We start from the raw sequence: 17600 nt of genomic DNA on the forward strand, positions 1-17600 counted from the left end.
CTCCCGTTTTTGGGAACAGACAATAGCAGCAGTTTTTACGAGGGACACCCTCAAAGTGAAGCACCTATACTAAAGCGTAAAAAATCGCCGACTATTCTGCCGCAACAGAGCGCGGATCAACCAATGTAACGATATCTGCCATGATCTTATTCAATTCGAAATCCTTCGGCGTGTAGACTTTCGCTACACCCATGGCGCGCAATTCACGCGCGTCGTCTTCGGGAATAATACCGCCTGCAATCACCGGAATATGGGTGATACCAGCGGTATTCAAACGCGCCATGACATCGCGCACGAGTGGAATATGCGAGCCGGACAGAATGGACAGGCCAATAACATGCACATCGCCATTCTGGGCCGCACTCACGATTTCTTCGGGGGTTAGCCGAATACCTTCGTAGTCAATATCCATTCCGCAATCACGCGCACGGGTTGCGATTTGCTCTGCCCCGTTGGAATGGCCATCCAACCCCGGCTTTCCGACAAGGAACTTGAGGCGACGACCCAAGGCTGCACTGACCAGATCGACCTGTTCGCGCAACTCCTCTAGCCCTTCGGTCCGGTTTGACTGATTGCTGCTGACGCCAGTTGGCGCGCGGTATTGCCCGAAAACACTGCGGATCACGTCCGACCATTCGCCTGTTGTGACACCTGCGCGCGCACATAGAATTGATGGCGGCATAACGTTGCTGCCGTCTTTTGCGGCTGCACGCAGGGCACCAAGTGCTGCTTGAACGGCATTGTCATCGCGTGCCGATTTCCATTTGGATAAACGGTTCAGCTGATCGGCTTCGGCTTGCGGATCGGCAATCATGATTGCGTCGTCGCCAGCTGTCAGCGGTGAAGGTTCGCCCGCTTGCCACTTGTTCACGCCAACAACGATTGTGTCACCGCGTTCAATACCGCCGATGCGCGCTGCGTTACTTTCGACAAGACGGGATTTCATATAAGCAATCGCGCCTACTGCGCCACCCATGCCGTCGATCTGCGCCAATTCAGCACGCGCCCCTTCTTTGAGTTCATTTACTTTGCGGTCAATTGCGGGGTTTCCGTCGAATAGATCGTCAAATTCCAAAAGGTCTGTTTCATAAGCCAGAATTTGTTGCATCCGCAGTGACCATTGCTGGTCCCAAGGGCGGGGCAACCCCAATGCTTCGTTCCATGCAGGCAATTGCACTGCGCGCGCACGGGCATTTTTCGAAAGCGTCACAGCAAGCGTTTCCAGCAGAATACGGTAGACGTTATTTTCGGGTTGCTGTTCGGTCAATCCAAGCGAATTAACCTGTACGCCATACCGGAAGCGGCGATATTTCGCGTCTTCGACATTATAGCGTGTTGCGCAAATCTCGTCCCAAAGCTCTACGAATGCGCGCATTTTGCACAACTCAGTCACGAACCGAATTCCGGCATTTACGAAAAACGAAATGCGACCCACCATCGCGGGGAAATGTTCGGCGGGTACTTTGCCTTTCAGATCGTCTAGAACGGCGGTGGCGGTGGCCAATGCAAAGGCGAGTTCTTCCTCGGGTGTCGCTCCGGCTTCTTGCAAGTGATAGGAACACACGTTCATCGGGTTCCATTTGGGCAGGTGTTCACGGGTGTAGGCGGCGACGTCCGTGATCATGCGAAGCGATGGTTCTGGCGGGCAGATGTAAGTGCCGCGCGACAGGTATTCCTTGATGATGTCGTTTTGCACGGTGCCTTGCAGTGCGCTGATGTCGGCACCTTGTTCTTCGGCCACGGCGATATAAAGCGACAGCAACCAAGGGGCGGTCGCGTTGATCGTCATAGACGTGTTCATCTGATCGAGCGGAATATCGTCAAACAAGGCGCGCATATCGCCCAAGTGGTTAACAGGCACACCAACTTTGCCGACCTCGCCTTTCGCCAAGATATGATCGCTGTCATATCCCGTTTGCGTTGGCAGATCGAAGGCAACCGAGAGTCCGGTTTGGCCCTTGGCAAGGTTGCCGCGATACAGCGCATTCGATGCTTTCGCGGTAGAGTGACCTGCATATGTCCGAAACAGCCAAGGGCGATCTTTCTGCGGTTGCGACATACGGGGTACTCCTGAATCAATTTGGGTAATTTAATTACTCATGGAGGTGTTTATCGGACATTTTGTGGCGCTGTCAATTCGCTGCGTTGCGGCATGACGGGATTTACCTTCCCCGCGTTCCCTGTCACGTTCATGAGATGACGCAAACTGTCTCTATGCCCGTCTGGGTTTTTGTTTTGATTCTCCTGTTTGCAGGGGTCACTTTTGCGTCCCACTTCTTATTCCCGTCTGTGCGGTGGTTTTTCCGTAAACGTGCAGAGCGGGTGATTGCAAAGGTCAACAAGCGGCTGCAGCGCCCGATTGAACCGTTCAAGTTGGCATTGCGTTATGACATGATCCAACGCCTGCTTTATGACCCGCAAGTCACGCAGGCGATTGTTGAACATGCCCGCAGCGAGAAGATCCCCGAGAACGTAGCGTTCGAGCAGGCGCGTCGCTATGCTCGCGAAATTGTCCCATCGTTTTCGGCAACTGCTTACTTCGGTGTTGGTATCCGGTTGGCGCGCTGGCTTTCAAAGTCGCTCTACCGGATCAAGCTGGGCACATTTGACCGCAAGCGCCTTGAGAAAATCGATCCAGATGCCGCCGTAATCTTTGTTATCAACCACCGCAGTAACATGGACTACGTGTTGGTAACGTATCTGGCGGCCAACGCTGGTGCGCTGTCTTATGCAGTCGGGGAATGGGCGCGGGTCTGGCCGTTGTCGGCGGTTATTCGTGCGATGGGTGCCTATTTCATCCGGCGCAGATCGCGTGGCGCGCTGTATCGCAAGGTGCTTGCGCGTTATGTGCAGATGGCCACACGTGGCGGCGTGAGCCAAGCTGTGTTCCCCGAAGGCGGGCTAAGTCTAAACGGTTTGCTTGCCCCGCCCCGTATGGGTTTGCTGAATTATATTGTCGAAGACTTTGACCCTGCCGCACGCGAAGTGATCTTTGTGCCGGTCGCGATTAACTATGACCGCGTGCTTGAGGATACGATCCTGATCAAAGCCGATCAATCAGGAACGCGCCGTTTCAAGCCGTCGATGTTTGCTGTTTTCAGACGCGTGGGACGCCACATCATTTTGCGCATGACGCGGCGTTTCCGCGGATTTGGCGTGGCATCTGTTAGCTTTGGAGAGCCGCTTGAACTGTCGAAGTACCATGTTGAAGGTGACAGCGACCTGACGCATGCAATCGCGAATGAACTGATGCAGCGTATCGCCAACGTGACCCCTGTTCTGGCGGTTCCGTTAGTGTCCCGACACATTCTAAACAGTGAGCCAATCCTGATTCCAGATCTGGAAGCGGCTGTGACACGGTCGCTAGCATCGTTGAATGAGCGCCGTGTGCCCTGCCCGCGCCGAAAGTCAGGGGAGGTCGTGAAAGATGCGATGAGCCGTTTGACGGCCCGTGGTCTTGTCGTGGAATCAGATGCAGGCGTCAGTGTCACCGACCAAGGGCGGGCTGTCTTGACCTTCTATGCGAACTCGATAGCGCATCATTTTGATGCAGTTGCAGCAAAAACGGACGAAATTGCTGCGGTTGCAGGGTAATTAAATTACAAAACTGGACCATAATGGGTTGCAAAGTTACTTTGCGATCTTGTATCCATTTGCCAACGGCATCGATTCTGCGGTGCGGCGAAATTTGAAAACTGAGTGATGGAGACCGAGATGGCCCTTGACCAATCTGCCCACGGGGCAACTTATGCAGCGCCCGAAAAAGATCTTTATGACATGGGCGAAATGCCTCCGTTAGGTTACGTTCCCGGTCAGATGCACGCATGGACGATCCGCCGTGAACGCCACGGAGAGCCTGATAAGGCCTTCCAGTTGGAAGTTGTCGATTGTCCCAAGCCCGATAGCAACGAAGTCTTGGTGTTGGTTATGGCCGCTGGTGTGAATTACAATGGTGTCTGGGCAGGCCTCGGCGTGCCGATCAGTCCTTTTGACGTACACAAGGCAGATTTTCACATTGCAGGTTCTGATGCCGCTGGCATCGTTTGGGCCGTTGGTGACAAGGTCAAGCGTTGGAAGGTCGGCGATGAAGTCGTGATCCATTGCAATCAGGACGACGGCGACGACGAGGAATGCAATGGTGGCGATCCGATGTTTTCTGAAAGCCAGCGGATTTGGGGGTATGAAACACCCGACGGATCATTTGCGCAGTTTACATGCGTGCAGTCCCAGCAATTGATGCCGCGCCCACAGCACCTCACATGGGAAGAAAGTGCTTGCTACACGCTGACACTTGCGACTGCATATCGGATGTTGTTCGGTCACGAACCGCATGACCTCAAGCCCGGTCAGAACGTGCTGGTATGGGGCGCATCTGGCGGTCTGGGCTCTTATGCGATCCAGTTGATCAATACCGCTGGTGCCAACGCAATCGGTGTCATCAGCGACGAAAGCAAGCGCGAGTTTGTTATGTCGTTGGGTGCCAAGGGCGTCATCAACCGCAATGATTTTAGCTGCTGGGGCCAATTGCCTACCGTGAACACCCCCGAATATGATATTTGGCTGAAAGAGGCGCGCAAGTTCGGCAAAGCGATTTGGGCGATCACAGGTAAAGGCGTTAACGTAGACATGGTCTTTGAACACCCCGGCGAGGCGACATTTCCTGTGTCATCTTTGGTCTGTAAAAAGGGTGGCATGGTCGTGATTTGTGCGGGCACCACAGGCTTTAACTGCACTTTCGACGTGCGGTATATGTGGATGCATCAAAAGCGCCTGCAAGGCAGCCATTTTGCCCATCTCAAGCAGGCCAGTGCCGCCAACAATTTGATGCGCGAGCAACGCCTCGATCCGTGCATGTCCGAATGCTTTGACTGGGCGGATATTCCCAAGGCGCACACGAAAATGCGACGCAATGAGCATAAGCCCGGCAATATGGCGGTACTCGTGCAAGCGCCAGTGATGGGTTTGCGTACTTTCGAGGATACCTTGGAAGCGTCGCAAAACCGCTAAGGCATTTTTATTCCTAAGCTGGGCGCGGTCAGAAAAGGCTGCGCCCTTTTTTATGCACCTTCGGTCTTTGCCTTCAATTGTTAATGGATAATTAATGTTTCCCAGCGACGGTCACGCATGGGCAACGACTGGATCATCGAGGTTCTGGCTGACTTACAGTCATTTGCCGATCACAATGACATGCCGCTGTTATGCGCGCAGTTAGATGAAGCTATGCTTATCGCTACGGTCGAAGTTGCCACGCGGCGACATCATCCCGCGCAATGGTCAGGTGATGACAGTGCGCCTTCGGATGCAATTGGCAAAGACTAGACGCCAATAGCGCTGGCAGCACTTGGTTGGTCCAGATACAGTCACCGCATGAACGCACCCACCATTACATTTTCGGAAGATCAAGCAGAGGCTTGGGATAATATCGCAGCTGTCTTGCGCCAGTCCGGCATTGATTTAGACGATAGTCTGCTGCAGCCGCCGCAATCGGATAGCCCATCTGTTCTGGCCGTAATCGGCAAGGCGGGGTCGGGCAAAACGATGTTGCTGGCCAAGCTTTATCGCGCGTTGGAAGACGCAGGCGTCGATATTATCTCTGGCGACTGGGAAGGGCGTAAACGCAAGGATCGCCGCACCTTGGCTATTCTGGCGCCTACCAATAAAGCGGCTAGCGTCCTGCGCAATCACGGTGTCCCCGCGACCACGATCCACCGCATTCTGTACACGCCCGTCTATGATCCCGAATATGAAAAGGTCGCGGAATGGCTGGCGGGGCAGGGTGAAAAGCCCGACATTGAAGGGCTGACAGAGATTGCACTTGATCGCGCCTTTGCGTCTTATCAAATCAACAAATCGATCCCTGCAGCACTTGCCGCGGCCGGATTGCGCGGCAGCGATTTTATTACAGGTTGGAAGCGCCGCGAAGAGGGGCTGGACATCGGGTTTGTCGATGAAAGCTCGATGTTGGACGCAAAGCAGTTTGAGGACCTTCAAGAGATTTTCCCGACACTCCTTCTGTTTGGTGATCCCGCGCAGTTGCCGCCAGTGCAATCGAGTGGTGGCATGGTGTTTGAGACTTTGCCAGCCCCGCGTGTTCTGACACTTAGCCGTATTCATCGCCAAGATGCAGGCAACCCGATCCTTGACCTGGCCCATGCGCTTGCCGACCCCCAGCTTGATTTTCACGCGTTTGAACGGATGGTTGAAGAAGCCTCCCAAACTGATGAACGTGTCGTGATGGCCCAGAGGGTCGAGGCGGATTTGATGGCGCGTTCGCCTTGTTTGGTATGGCGCAATGCAACACGTATTCGTTTAATTCATGCGTTTCGGGCCGCTTTTGACGCGCCCGCCGACGAGTTGTTGGCAGGCGAGCCATTGGTCTGTGACGGGATTGAATTGCCGCTGAAACACCGTAAAAAGCGCCTTGATCTAGAGGCGCGCGGCCTGATCAAAGGCGCGCAAGTCATCTATTTGGGACCTGGCCGCAAACCGGGATTTTCGCGTCTACACGTGATGGGCGCAGAAGATCCGCAGGTCAGTGCTGCCTCGATTGTGAAAATCGAACAAGAAGGCGATGCTGAACCGTTCATTCCGTTTGCCGCCCGTATGGGGGCTACGTTTTTGCATGGTGCGGCGGTCACGATCCACAAAGCCCAAGGGTCGCAATGGGACACGGTACAAGTCTTTGCTCCCGACATTTATGCCGCCTCGCGGATGGGTCGGATCGAGGCAGGGCAGCCGCTTTGGAAGCGCTTGGCCTATGTGGCGATTACCCGGGCCGAGACCCAATTGCGCTGGGTCGTAAGAAACCGTCTTGGGCGGCCGCAGGGGATATTGCGGGTCGATGACCTAGAAGTCCCCGCCGTCCCCCTTGAACTGAGGAGCGAAGAGATATGAAATCAATCATCATCACAGGTGCCAGCAGTGGTATCGGCCGCGAAACGGCAGAGTATTTTTTGGCGCACGGCTGGCGGGTTGGTTTGATTGCCCGTCGTGCCGATGCGCTGGCAGAGGTGGTTCACGAGAATGCCGTTCATCTGCCTTGTGACGTGACAGACGAGGCGGCGGTCGACGCAGCTTTTGCAGCTTTCGGGCATTTGGATGTGCTGTTTAATAACGCGGGGATGTTTGGCCCGCAGACCACGATCGATCAGATATCGCTCGAGGATTGGAAACAGGTTATCGACGTGAACCTGACTGGCATGTTCTTGTGTGCCCGCGCAGCCTTTCGGCAGATGCGCAACCAAACGCCGCAAGGTGGACGCATCATTAATAACGGGTCAATTTCGGCTTATACGCCGCGCGAAGGCTCGATCTGTTATACGACCACGAAACACGGCGTGAGCGGTCTGACCAAGACGCTATCGCTGGACGGTCGTGCATTTGATATCGCTTGCGGGCAAATTGACATCGGCAATGCGCGGACTGATTTGGTGTTGAACCTTGAAAAGACGCGTGCCGCACAAGGGCTTGAGCCGCTGCCAAGTATGGCCGTTCTAGACGTCGCGCGGTCAGTTTTTCACATGGCAACATTGCCGCCAGAAGCGAATGTGCAATCGATGATGGTGATGGCCACCAAGATGCCGCATATCGGGCGCGGCTAGCGGCGCAACACTGTAAAGATCGCCGATGCGCCCCAGCCGGCCGCAATCGCAATCGAAAGCGACATCAGGCCATAAAGAAACGCATTTTCATGGGCGAGGTTATAAAGCCACCGCTCAAGACCCACCTTTTTGACGGGAATTGTCGTTGTATACAAATCAACGATCTCACCGCCACGGGTGAGGTAAATCTCGGCCTTGTAGTCACCTTCGGTCAAGTTGGCGGGCAACGGGATCAGAGTGCGGAACAAGGATTCCTCTTGGACCAATACGCCTGTGGGCAATGTCTGGTACAAGCCTTGGTTGGCGCGGATGCGGATTAGGGCCTCTGTAAAGGTTTCGGCGCTGTCAACGGTCGCCCCGACAGAACGGATCGCACGTTGCGTGCTAATGCGTGTGTTCAAATCTTCGGTAAAGGTCAGAATCTCGGTCAACGGGCGGTTGGTGGCGACAGCGTAAAATGTTGGTGCCACATCGACGTCAACCGATTCAGTATTGACCCAAATCCCCAAACGCCGATCTTTCTTGCGCACGGTGACCGGCATATCGGGACCAGCAACAGTAACAATCACACCAAGGTCGCTATCGGTGCGAATGGGCGCGTCCCTTTTGATCGCGCCGAAAATCAGAATTTCGGAACCTTCAAATGTGGCTGTAATGGATACTTGGTCGCGGCTAAGCCCAAGCACGATTTCTTCGGCTTTGACGGGGGCTGCAATCAGCAGGAACAGGACCAATAAGCGGATCATCAATGGCCCCCAGTGCCGAGTGAAAACAGCTCGCTCGGCATGACAAGCAGATCAAACGCGAGTTTGCCGCAGACTGCCAACACCATGATGGCCAGCCAGATGCGCAACTGTTCGGCCTTCATTTTGACGCCGATGCGCGTGCCGATCTGTGCGCCGATCACGCCACCAACCAACAACAGAACGGCAAGCACGATATCAACTGTAAAGTTCGTGGTCGCGTGCAGCATAGTAGTAAAGGCGGTCACAAAGATGATCTGGAACAGCGAAGTGCCAACAACAACTTTAGTTGGCATGCCCAGCAAATAGATCATCGCTGGTACCATGATGAAGCCACCACCGACGCCCATAATCGCGGCTAACACACCAACCAGAACACCGACAATCAGGGGCGGTATGACAGAGATATAAAGGCCAGATACCCGAAACTTCATCTTGAAGGGCAGGTTGTGTACCCAGTTATGTTTGCGCCGCGTCGGGACAGAAACACCGCCCGCTTTTTTGCTTTTGCGAATAGCCTTCAGGCTTTCGAAGAACATCAGCGTGCCGATCATCCCAAGGAACACGACATAGCAAAGCTGCACCAGCAGTTCGACCTGACCCATTGCCTTGAGGTAGTTAAATATGATGATGCCAAGACCGGAGCCAACAAGGCCCCCGATCAGCAGCACCGTCCCCATTCGGAGATCCACCGTCTTTCGTTTCAGGTGCGCAAGAACGCCAGAAAAAGAGGATGCAACAATTTGGTTTGCTTCGGTCGCCACGGCCACAGCCGGTGGAATGCCGATAAAGAACAACAGTGGCGTCATCAAAAAACCGCCACCGACGCCAAACATGCCCGATAAAACGCCCACAATTCCGCCAAGTCCAAGTAATAGGAAGGCGTTCACCGAAACTTCGGCGATTGGAAGATAAATTTGCATGAGCTATTCCGGGGCGCTTGTGCCGCTGCATGCACCAAAAACGTTTCAAGCGTCCCTGTCAAATGCTCCGACGCAATTCACGCTGCAAATGCAGCAATTCCGCAACGTGGACCTAATGGTGTGACCTATTTGGACTTATCAAAGCGTGCGCAGATAGCCGCGCAAGACTTTTTCCAGTTTGGCGGCACCGATGGGTGCCATGGCTTTTGTGTGTTCATGGCTGATGGCTTCGTCGCTCATGCCGGCCGCCATGTTGGTGATCGTCGAAATTGCAGCGGCCTTAAGCCCAAGGAACCGCGCGAGGATCACTTCGGGGACCGTCGACATGCCTACGGCATCAGCGCCCAGCATTGCGATTGCGCGGATTTCTGCGGGTGTCTCGAATGACGGGCCAGAGTACCAAGCATAAACACCGTCAGCCATTTCGACTTCAGCGGCATTCGCCGCTGCTCGCAAGGCTTTGCGAGTGTCTGGATCGTAGGCATCCTTCATCGGTACAAAGCGTGCGTCGGTTGGTTCGCCAATCAGCGGGTTCAGCCCAGAGAAATTGATATGATCGGACAGGCACATGATTGATCCGGTTGGCATATCCGCCCGCAGTGATCCGGCCGCATTCGTCGCGATCATGGTATCCGCGCCAAGTTCTTTAAGAACCTCCAAAGGCAGTCGCATGGCATCACCACGACCGCTTTCGTAATAATGCGCGCGTCCGCCAAAAACCGCGACACGCACGCCTTCAAGGTTGCCAATCACAAGGTTTGGGTTGTGTCCTGATACGCCTGCATGCGGAAATCCAGGCAGGTCTGAATAGGGGATAGCGACCCCGTCCACTTCATTTGCGATATGCCCAAGGCCAGAGCCAAGGATCATGCCAATCTGCACTGGCGTATCGCCTACCTTTGCGCGGATGGCGTCGGCGAGGGTCTTAGCGTTCTTTGACATAAGGCTCTCCACCAGCGCGGGGCGGGATCGCTTTGCCGACGAAACCTGCCAGGATTACGACCGTCAGGATGTATGGCAACACATCAAGGAACTGACCGTTCACTTGGAAGCCAATAACGTTTTCGATGACATCAGAGCGCAACGACATCGCTTGCAGAAAACCAAACAGCAGGCAGGCGTAGAGCGCGTACCATGGGCGCCACTTGGCGAAAATCAGGGCTGCAAGTGCGATAAAGCCGCGACCAGCGCTCATGTCTTTGACGAACCCCGCTTGCAGGGCCGTGGCCAGATAAGCACCCGCGATGCCACAAAGAATGCCGCAGATGCCGACTGCCGCAAAACGCAGCCAGACGACGGAAACACCGGCAGTATCAACCGCAGCAGGGTTTTCGCCGACAGCGCGCAGGCGCAGGCCGAAACGCGTACGGAACAAGATCCACCATGTCAGCGGCACCGTTAGTAGGGCGACGTAGACAAGGATCGTGTGTCCGGAAATAAGTTCGTAATAAATTGGGCCTAGAATTGGGACGTTCTGTAGTGCTTCTGCAAAAGGCAGCTCAATTGGGTTGAAACGGGCATCACCGGACAACTGTGGTGTACGTCCGCCTTGGCGGAACCAGCTTTGGGCGATGACAACCGTCAAACCAGCCGCCAGAAAGTTGATTGCGACCCCTGATATCAATTGGTTGCCGCGGAATGTGATTGAAGCCAACCCGTGGACAAGTGACAAGGCCAGCGATGCGCCGATGCCTGCCAAAAGCCCTAGCCATACGCTGCCGGAAACAGCGGCGATGGCGGCCGAAAGAAAGGCGGCCGCCAGCATTTTTCCCTCTAGCCCGATATCGAAAATACCGGCCCGCTCTGAAAATAGACCTGCAAGGCAGGCCAAAAGAAGCGGGGTCGCCAGACGCAAAGTGGCGTCCAGCATTTGCAAGAGGGTTGCGAAATCCATTTAGGCGGCTTTCTCCATCAGGAACGGGAAGAGGGCAAAGAAACGATCTGCGACCTCTGGATTTTGGCGCAAAGCTGCTTCGGCCTGCGCTTGTGTGATGTCGACCGCTTGGGTCTTGTCCCGGCGCAGAAAGAACTGCAGCCCCAGCATCGCATCAAACCGGTCATCTGTGATGAGCGGGTCATGCGGCATGCGCGGTAAGCCCGCGCCATTCGATTGCAGGACGCTGCTTGGTTTTTTCAGCGACAGCAACGCTACCAGATGCGGTGGAATATCTGCGCTAGGTGTAAGGTCAATCACGTGGTGAACCCATTGGTGGAGTTCTTCCATCGAAATCATGCCAAGTGCGAGACAGCTGAGCACAAAGCCCAAATCCGCACCGGTGTCGTCTTCAACACCTATTTTGAATGGTCCTGTCATGTTTTTGCTCTCCTCATTGCCAGGAATAGCCGCTCGAGCGGCATGCGCACCATATTGTCTAGTGCACCCGTAAAGAGGATCACCAATGCCTGTATTACGATGATCAACTCACGGGGGATCGACGTCCATAGGGCGAGTTCTGCGCCGCCTTGATATAGAAAGCCGAAAAGAAGGGCCGCCAGCAGTACCCCGAAAGGATGGCTGCGCCCCATCAGTGCGACGGCGATGCCAATAAAGCCCGCCCCCTCCACTGCGTTCAGGACCAGCCGTTCGGCCTCGCCCTGTACGTTGTTGATGGCCATCATGCCGGCAAGAGCGCCTGAGATAAGCATGGTGACCATGATAATTTTGGTCGGGCTGATGCCCGCGTATTTAGCCGCGGATTCCGAATGACCGAACGACCGGATTTCATAGCCAAGCCGTGTTTTCCAGATCAATGCCCACAACGCGACACATGCAGCTAGCGCCACAAAGAATGTCACATTTGCAGGCGCACCACGGAAAAACGTGGTTTCGCCAAAGTTGAACATGTCTTGGAAAGACGGCAGATGCGTGGCTTCTGGGAACTTGGGTGTGGCAGGTTCCATGCCGGGCGCTTTGAGTGCGCCGATCAAGAAGTAGTTCAGCACGGCCGCTGCGATAAAGTTGAACATGATCGTCGTAATGACGATGTGGCTGCCACGCTTGGCCTGCAAAAATGCTGGAATTGCGGCCCATGCCGCGCCAAAGACGGCGGCACCGATTGCAGCACCCAGCAGTGCCAACGACCAGTGTGGCCAAGGGATGAACAAGCAGATAATGGCAACACCCAAGCCACCAATCAACGCTTGGCCTTCGCCGCCGATGTTGAATAAACGCGCATGAAAAGCGATGGAAACCGCTAGACCTGTGAAGATAAAGTTGGTCGCGTAATAAAGCGTGTAGCCCCAGCCATAGGTGGACCCGAGCGCGCCATCGACCATCAATTTCAATGCGGCCCAAGGGCTTTCGCCAATCGCCAAAATCACAAGCGCAGACAGGATTGCGGCCAACAAGATCGAGATCAAAGGGATCAAGATCACATCGGCCCACTTTGGCATAACGTCCATTACGCCGTCTCCCCGTTCATGCCTGCCATTAGCAGCCCGAGTTCTTTTTCATCTGTATTTTGAGGCATCCGCTCGCCCATTATTTTTCCGTCGAACATAACGGCAATCCGGTCAGAGAGGGATAAAATCTCTTCTAACTCTACGGAAACCAACAAAATTGCTTTGCCCTGATCCCTAAGTGCAACAATTTGTTGGTGGATAAATTCGATCGCACCGATGTCCACACCGCGTGTCGGTTGGCCGATCAGCAGCAAGTCGGGGTTCTGTTCGATCTCGCGGGCGAGGACGATTTTCTGTTGGTTGCCGCCTGAAAAACTCTTGGCCGCGAGTGAAGGATCGGGCGGGCGCACGTCGAAACGGGCCATCTTTTCCTCGGTATCTTTGCGGATTGCGGCGTTGTCCATGAACAGCCTGGAGCGTTGGTATTCTGCGTCATGATGATAGCCGAACGCGGTGTTTTCCCATGCGTGAAAGTCCATGATCAGACCTTCGCGCTGGCGGTCTTCGGGAACGTGGCTGATGCCGCGGGCGCGCCTGCTTTGCCCGTCGGATTTTGCGCCCGTCAGATCAAGTTCCTCGCCGTTAACAATGATTGTGCCGGTCGCTTTTTCGTAACCGCCAAGTACTTCGAGCAGTTCAGACTGGCCGTTGCCCGCAACACCAGCGATGCCAAGGATTTCACCCGCATGCACATCAAAGCTGATGCCTTTGACGCGGTGAACGCCCTTGTCGTCGGTGACATTAAGATTTTTCACCTCAAGAATTTCGCGTCCGATTGTGGCGGGTGCTTTGTCGACTTGCAGCAGAACCTTGCGCCCGACCATCAGTTCGGCAAGTGCAGGAGGGCTAGTTTCAGAAGTTTTGACCGTCGCGGTCATTTCGCCGCGCCGCATCACGCTTACCGTGTCGGTAATTTCCATGATTTCGCGCAGTTTGTGCGTAATCAGGATGATCGTTTTGCCTTCGCGCTTGAGGTTTTCAAGAATGCGAAACAGGTGATCTGCCTCGGCGGGGGTCAGTACGCCAGTGGGTTCATCCAAAATCAGAATGTCGGCTTTGCGGTAGAGTGCCTTAAGAATCTCGACGCGCTGTTGCATGCCGACGCCGACTTCTTCGATCAAGGCATCTGGGTCCACGTTCAACTCATATTCTTCAGCGAGGCTTTTCAACTCGCGCCGCGCGCGCGCTAGTGAGGGGCGCAGCAGGGCGCTGTCTTCGGCGCCTAGAACGACGTTCTCAAGAACTGTGAAATTTTCGACCAGTTTAAAGTGCTGGAACACCATGCCGATGCCCGCAGCGATCGCTGCTTGGCTATCGGGAATTGCAGTTTTGCGACCTGAAATGTAGATTTCGCCGGCATCTGCCTTATAAAACCCATACAAAATCGACATCAGCGTCGATTTGCCCGCGCCGTTCTCGCCGATGATCCCGTGGATCGTGCCAGGCATGACGCGGATGGAAATATCTTTGTTCGCTTGAACAGGGCCAAAGGCCTTGGAGATGCCTTTTAGTTCAATGGCGGGGGCTATGTCGTTCATTGGGGCACCTGTTCTTGGAATGCAAAAGGCCGCGCAGATTTCTCAGCGCGGCCTTGTTTTATGGCCTTTGCGTCAACTTAGAAGTCGAGCGCTGGGCAGCTTTCGTCAGATGTGTAGTCGTGAACCATCAGATCGCCAGCTGTGATTGCAGCGGCGGCTGCGTCAACTGTTGCCTGCATTTCAGCAGAAACAAGCTCGGCGTTGAATTCGTCGAGTGCGTAGCCCACACCGTCGTTTGAAACACCCATCACGTTGAAGCCGGTTTCGAGCATTTCACCTTGTGTGAAAGCTTCATAAACGGCGTTATCAACGCGCTTCATCATGGATGTCAGAACCTGACCGGGGTGCAGGTAGTTCTGGTTCGCGTCAACACCGATTGACAGGATGCTTTCGTCTGCAGCTGTCTGCAGAACGCCAACGCCTGTGCCGCCAGCGGCCGCAAACACAACGTCAGAACCTTGGCTGATCTGCGCCAATGTCAGCTCGGAGCCTTTTACCGGATCGTTCCAAGCGGCAGGTGTTGTGCCTGTCATGTTGGCGATCACGGTCGCGTCAGCGTTCACAGCTCTTGCACCCTGTGCATAGCCACAAGCGAACTTGCGGATCAGCGGGATGTCCATGCCGCCGATAAAGGACACGGTGCCTGTCTCGGATGCCATCGCGGCCATCATGCCGACAAGGTAGGAACCTTCGTGCTCGTTGAACACAACAGAGCGCACGTTTGGTGCATCAACGACCATGTCGATGATCGTAAACTTGGTGTCTGGATAGTCGGCCGCAACTTCAGCCAATGGTGTGGCCCAAGAGAAGCCAGCCATGACGATCGGGTTCGCGCCGGATTCAGCAAAGCGACGGATCGCCTGTTCGCGCTGTGCGTCGGACTGAATTTCGACTTCAGCGTAGGAACCGCCAGTTTCTGTCGCCCAACGCTCTGCACCGTTGTAGGCGCTTTCGTTGAAGGATTTGTCGAACTTGCCGCCAAGATCGAAAAGAATGGCTGGATCTGCAAAAGCAGTACCGGCAGTCAGTGCCAGCGCAGCAGATGCGCCAAGAAATTTGTGCATAAGTGTCATTAATAATTCTCCCAGGTCGTTACGCGAGGTTTAGCGGGCAACATGCGCCCCCTCTGTTGAAAGCCCAGACATAGCGAGTCCGGTCATCGCAAGATAAGGCCTTGCCTAGCCGCGAAGATCAACTGCTTTTTGGTCTAAAACGGGTGTATCGCCATGTTAAACACGCGTCGAAGCCTGCATGACGCTGGGTCAGGAGCGATTTAGTTCCTTGCGCATGACCAATGCGGCAACGGGTGCGGCATCTTTAGGCAGATAGTAACCGGGGCGACGTCCGACTTGGGTGTACCCGCATGCGGCATAAAGCGCTTTTGCGGCGATGTTGTCTTCGCCTACCTCCAAGAACATCATTGTTGCACCTGCAGCTTGAGCTGCGGTTTCACCGTGGGTTAACGTGGTCTTGGCAAGGCCCTGCCGCCGCTTTCTGGGGTCAGTGGCAAGCGTCAAAACTTCGGCTTCGTCGGTGACCACGCGGATCAACGCAAAGCTGTCGGCGTCGCCTTGCACAAATGTGCCGGTGTGCGACAGCAGGGACGCGAATTCTGCAGTCGACCAAACGCGGGTCGCGCTGAAGGCTTTGGCGTGGATCGCGGCCAGCGTTTCAGGGGTCATGGCAGAATGTTTGGCGCGGGATCACGCGGTGGGGCTGCATCTGCGCTGCGGATATAAAGCGGGGCAGGGCGTATCACAGGATCGTCCAAGCGAGCGGCTGCGATATATGCGATTGCAGAGATCAGTATCGCTGCAGGTTTTTGCGGCCCAGCAGGTGTTTCGCATTGTTCAGGGGGGCTTATGCCATTCTGCGTAAAGGCTTGCGCGTAGGATTGTTCGCGCGGCGCCGGAATGGTGGCCGTAAAGGGAAGCGGTTCTTGAAACGCCCGCGCGTCAAACCCGTTCACCCCGATTGCAGGCTTTCCAAGTCCAAGCGCAAGACCGCGTGCCGCCCCAAGCGAAATCCGAATGCCGGTAAAGTTCCCCGGCCCAATGCCCACGCCAATCCCGTCAAGATCGGCCCACGTCAGATCTGCCGCAGCTAGCATTTCTTCCAACATTGGCATCAGATGCTCGGCCTGACCTTTGGCCATTTCGTCAATGCGTGTGACCACCTGCCCATTCAACAACAAAGCGGCGGCGCAATGCGCCGCCGATGTATCAAATGCAAGTAAGGTTGGCTTAGGCTGCAACTGGCCGGACCTCGACCACCTCGGGGATGTAATGGCGCAGCAGATTTTCGATACCCATTTTCAGCGTCAACGTTGACGATGGGCAACCCGCGCAGGCCCCTTGCATGTGCAGATAAACGATCCCGCGCTCGAATCCGTGAAATGTAATGTCGCCGCCATCTTGGGCGACGGCAGGACGCACGCGCGTATCAAGAAGTTCTTTGATCTGGTCGACGATCTCGCCGTCTTCACCAGAATGTTCAGCGTGGCCGCTAGCGGGTTTGTGGTCATCTGCCATCACAGATTGTCCCGACTGGTAGTGTTCCATGATCGCGCCCAAGATGCCGGGCTTGATGTGGTCCCATTCCATCTCGTCAGCTTTGGTGACTGTCACAAAGTCGATCCCGAAGAACACGCCTGTCACGCCGCCGGTCGCAAAAATGCGTTTCGCAAGCGGAGAACCATCTGCGGCATCAATACTTGGGAAATCGGCGGTGCCGACTTCAAGTACATTCTGACCGGGCAGAAACTTGAGCGTTGCAGGATTTGGTGTCGATTCAGTTTGGATGAACATGGTGCAAACCTTTTTTATCAGAATATAGATATGCGCACGGCAGGCCCAACTGTCAAGGTTTGGAATGATTCTAAAATGGGCTTACGTGATCGCTTCAAGCCGTTCTTTTGAAATGTCACCCGGGACAATTGTCAGCGGAATTGGCAGGCTGCCTGCTTGGCGGCTCATGTGAGTGACAAGCGGGCCGGGGCCTTTGCTGTCATCGCCAGCGCCTAGGACAAGCACGCCGATATCGGGATCTTCATTCACTTGCGCCATGATTTCGGCAAGCGGTTCGCCCTCGCGTATGATCAGCTCTGGATCGACATTTTGCTTGTCGCGCATCCATTTTGCGAACACCTCAAAGTGGACTTCAATCCGTTCGCGGGCTTCGGCGCGCATGATTTCGCCGACACCGATCCAGTGGTTGAACTCGTCCGGCGGAATGACTGCTAGAACGGCAACGCCGCCACCTGTATGTGACGCGCGCATCGCAGCAAAGCGCATTGCATTCAGGCACTCGCGGCTATCGTCTAGAACGACCAAGAACTTACGCATAGTGAACTCCTTATTCGACCTAACTGTGACGTATCACGGCACGCGTGGC

General features: G+C 54.9%; 18 protein-coding genes. 5 read left to right on the forward strand and 13 right to left on the reverse strand.

The features are described from left to right. Window positions 1–91 precede the first annotated feature (91 nt). Window positions 92–2059, reverse strand: coding sequence for a protein meaA (locus tag QZ197_RS01755; RefSeq protein WP_296429522.1), 1968 nt, complete (start codon window positions 2057–2059; stop codon window positions 92–94). 137 nt (window positions 2060–2196) lie between these two features. Here QZ197_RS01755 and QZ197_RS01760 point away from each other — a divergent pair, with 137 nt between their 5' ends. From QZ197_RS01760 to QZ197_RS01780, 5 genes are all read left to right on the forward strand, one after another. Beyond that, the gene (locus QZ197_RS01760; RefSeq protein ID WP_296429523.1) at window positions 2197–3594 is read left to right on the forward strand and encodes a 1-acyl-sn-glycerol-3-phosphate acyltransferase; all 1398 of its coding nucleotides are present in this window, start codon (window positions 2197–2199) and stop codon (window positions 3592–3594) included. 120 nt (window positions 3595–3714) lie between these two features. After that, on the forward strand, window positions 3715–5007 hold the full coding sequence (gene ccrA / locus QZ197_RS01765; protein ID WP_296429524.1) for a crotonyl-CoA carboxylase/reductase: 1293 nt from the start codon (window positions 3715–3717) through the stop codon (window positions 5005–5007). Between the two features lie 117 nt (window positions 5008–5124). Next, window positions 5125–5319, forward strand: coding sequence for a hypothetical protein (locus QZ197_RS01770; RefSeq protein WP_296429525.1), 195 nt, complete (start codon window positions 5125–5127; stop codon window positions 5317–5319). Between the two features lie 48 nt (window positions 5320–5367). Next, window positions 5368–6894 carry an AAA family ATPase gene (locus tag QZ197_RS01775; protein ID WP_296429526.1) on the forward strand — a complete coding sequence of 509 codons (1527 nt, stop codon included), beginning with the start codon at window positions 5368–5370 and terminating at the stop codon, window positions 6892–6894. Next, window positions 6891–7601 (forward strand): SDR family oxidoreductase, encoded by a 711-nt coding sequence (locus QZ197_RS01780; RefSeq protein ID WP_296429527.1) that lies wholly within the window; start codon window positions 6891–6893, stop codon window positions 7599–7601. Before QZ197_RS01775 ends, QZ197_RS01780 begins: the two co-directional genes overlap by 4 nt. Here the strand turns inward: QZ197_RS01780 and QZ197_RS01785 are convergent. From QZ197_RS01785 to QZ197_RS01840, 12 genes are all read right to left on the reverse strand, one after another. Further along, a complete protein-coding gene (locus QZ197_RS01785) occupies window positions 7598–8347 on the reverse strand; it encodes a TIGR02186 family protein (RefSeq protein ID WP_296429528.1) in 750 nt (249 codons plus the stop codon). The two genes, QZ197_RS01780 and QZ197_RS01785, sit on opposite strands and share 4 nt — an antisense overlap. Further along, on the reverse strand, window positions 8347–9267 hold the full coding sequence (locus tag QZ197_RS01790; protein ID WP_296429529.1) for a sulfite exporter TauE/SafE family protein: 921 nt from the start codon (window positions 9265–9267) through the stop codon (window positions 8347–8349). Before QZ197_RS01790 ends, QZ197_RS01785 begins: the two co-directional genes overlap by 1 nt. A gap of 138 nt (window positions 9268–9405) precedes the next feature. Beyond that, window positions 9406–10209, reverse strand: a complete 804-nt coding sequence (locus QZ197_RS01795; RefSeq protein WP_296429530.1) for a purine-nucleoside phosphorylase — start codon at window positions 10207–10209, stop codon at window positions 9406–9408. Next, entirely contained in the window at window positions 10193–11161 is a 969-nt protein-coding gene (locus QZ197_RS01800; RefSeq protein ID WP_296429531.1) for an ABC transporter permease, read from the reverse strand. Before QZ197_RS01800 ends, QZ197_RS01795 begins: the two co-directional genes overlap by 17 nt. After that, a complete protein-coding gene (locus tag QZ197_RS01805) occupies window positions 11162–11581 on the reverse strand; it encodes a hypothetical protein (protein ID WP_296429532.1) in 420 nt (139 codons plus the stop codon). Then, window positions 11578–12669: an ABC transporter permease gene (locus QZ197_RS01810; RefSeq protein ID WP_296429533.1), complete on the reverse strand. Its 1092-nt coding sequence runs from the start codon at window positions 12667–12669 to the stop codon at window positions 11578–11580. The genes QZ197_RS01805 and QZ197_RS01810 overlap by 4 nt, the downstream gene beginning before the upstream one ends. Then, window positions 12669–14207 carry an ABC transporter ATP-binding protein gene (locus QZ197_RS01815; RefSeq protein WP_296429534.1) on the reverse strand — a complete coding sequence of 513 codons (1539 nt, stop codon included), beginning with the start codon at window positions 14205–14207 and terminating at the stop codon, window positions 12669–12671. The genes QZ197_RS01810 and QZ197_RS01815 overlap by 1 nt, the downstream gene beginning before the upstream one ends. A gap of 77 nt (window positions 14208–14284) precedes the next feature. Continuing rightward, window positions 14285–15280, reverse strand: a complete 996-nt coding sequence (locus tag QZ197_RS01820) for a BMP family ABC transporter substrate-binding protein (protein WP_296429535.1) — start codon at window positions 15278–15280, stop codon at window positions 14285–14287. 189 nt (window positions 15281–15469) lie between these two features. Continuing rightward, entirely contained in the window at window positions 15470–15889 is a 420-nt protein-coding gene (locus QZ197_RS01825; RefSeq protein ID WP_296429536.1) for a GNAT family N-acetyltransferase, read from the reverse strand. After that, window positions 15886–16461, reverse strand: a complete 576-nt coding sequence (gene tsaB / locus QZ197_RS01830) for a tRNA (adenosine(37)-N6)-threonylcarbamoyltransferase complex dimerization subunit type 1 TsaB (RefSeq protein WP_296429538.1) — start codon at window positions 16459–16461, stop codon at window positions 15886–15888. The genes QZ197_RS01825 and tsaB overlap by 4 nt, the downstream gene beginning before the upstream one ends. Next, complete coding sequence (locus tag QZ197_RS01835) at window positions 16451–17014, reverse strand: NifU family protein (RefSeq protein ID WP_296429539.1); 564 nt, start codon at window positions 17012–17014, stop codon at window positions 16451–16453. Before QZ197_RS01835 ends, tsaB begins: the two co-directional genes overlap by 11 nt. 81 nt (window positions 17015–17095) lie before the next feature. Next, window positions 17096–17551: a universal stress protein gene (locus QZ197_RS01840; RefSeq protein ID WP_296429540.1), complete on the reverse strand. Its 456-nt coding sequence runs from the start codon at window positions 17549–17551 to the stop codon at window positions 17096–17098. Window positions 17552–17600 lie beyond the last annotated feature (49 nt).

The organism is Yoonia sp., from assembly GCF_017854415.1.
Taxonomy (GTDB): domain Bacteria; phylum Pseudomonadota; class Alphaproteobacteria; order Rhodobacterales; family Rhodobacteraceae; genus Yoonia.

Excerpts from the sequence above, each read along its gene's own strand:
- QZ197_RS01835 (WP_296429539.1), bottom strand. The coding sequence starts at position 17,014 with ATGTTCATCCAAACTGAATCGACACCAAATCCTGCAACGCTCAAGTTT.
- QZ197_RS01785 (WP_296429528.1), bottom strand. The coding sequence starts at position 8,347 with ATGATCCGCTTATTGGTCCTGTTCCTGCTGATTGCAGCCCCCGTCAAA.
- QZ197_RS01760 (WP_296429523.1), top strand. The coding sequence starts at position 2,197 with ATGACGCAAACTGTCTCTATGCCCGTCTGGGTTTTTGTTTTGATTCTC.
- QZ197_RS01815 (WP_296429534.1), bottom strand. The coding sequence starts at position 14,207 with ATGAACGACATAGCCCCCGCCATTGAACTAAAAGGCATCTCCAAGGCC.
- QZ197_RS01780 (WP_296429527.1), top strand. The coding sequence starts at position 6,891 with ATGAAATCAATCATCATCACAGGTGCCAGCAGTGGTATCGGCCGCGAA.
- QZ197_RS01770 (WP_296429525.1), top strand. The coding sequence starts at position 5,125 with ATGGGCAACGACTGGATCATCGAGGTTCTGGCTGACTTACAGTCATTT.
- QZ197_RS01825 (WP_296429536.1), bottom strand. The coding sequence starts at position 15,889 with ATGACCCCTGAAACGCTGGCCGCGATCCACGCCAAAGCCTTCAGCGCG.
- QZ197_RS01795 (WP_296429530.1), bottom strand. The coding sequence starts at position 10,209 with ATGTCAAAGAACGCTAAGACCCTCGCCGACGCCATCCGCGCAAAGGTA.
- QZ197_RS01820 (WP_296429535.1), bottom strand. The coding sequence starts at position 15,280 with ATGACACTTATGCACAAATTTCTTGGCGCATCTGCTGCGCTGGCACTG.
- QZ197_RS01755 (WP_296429522.1), bottom strand. The coding sequence starts at position 2,059 with ATGTCGCAACCGCAGAAAGATCGCCCTTGGCTGTTTCGGACATATGCA.
- QZ197_RS01805 (WP_296429532.1), bottom strand. The coding sequence starts at position 11,581 with ATGACAGGACCATTCAAAATAGGTGTTGAAGACGACACCGGTGCGGAT.
- ccrA (WP_296429524.1), top strand. The coding sequence starts at position 3,715 with ATGGCCCTTGACCAATCTGCCCACGGGGCAACTTATGCAGCGCCCGAA.
- QZ197_RS01775 (WP_296429526.1), top strand. The coding sequence starts at position 5,368 with ATGAACGCACCCACCATTACATTTTCGGAAGATCAAGCAGAGGCTTGG.
- QZ197_RS01810 (WP_296429533.1), bottom strand. The coding sequence starts at position 12,669 with ATGGACGTTATGCCAAAGTGGGCCGATGTGATCTTGATCCCTTTGATC.
- QZ197_RS01790 (WP_296429529.1), bottom strand. The coding sequence starts at position 9,267 with ATGCAAATTTATCTTCCAATCGCCGAAGTTTCGGTGAACGCCTTCCTA.
- QZ197_RS01800 (WP_296429531.1), bottom strand. The coding sequence starts at position 11,161 with ATGGATTTCGCAACCCTCTTGCAAATGCTGGACGCCACTTTGCGTCTG.
- QZ197_RS01840 (WP_296429540.1), bottom strand. The coding sequence starts at position 17,551 with ATGCGTAAGTTCTTGGTCGTTCTAGACGATAGCCGCGAGTGCCTGAAT.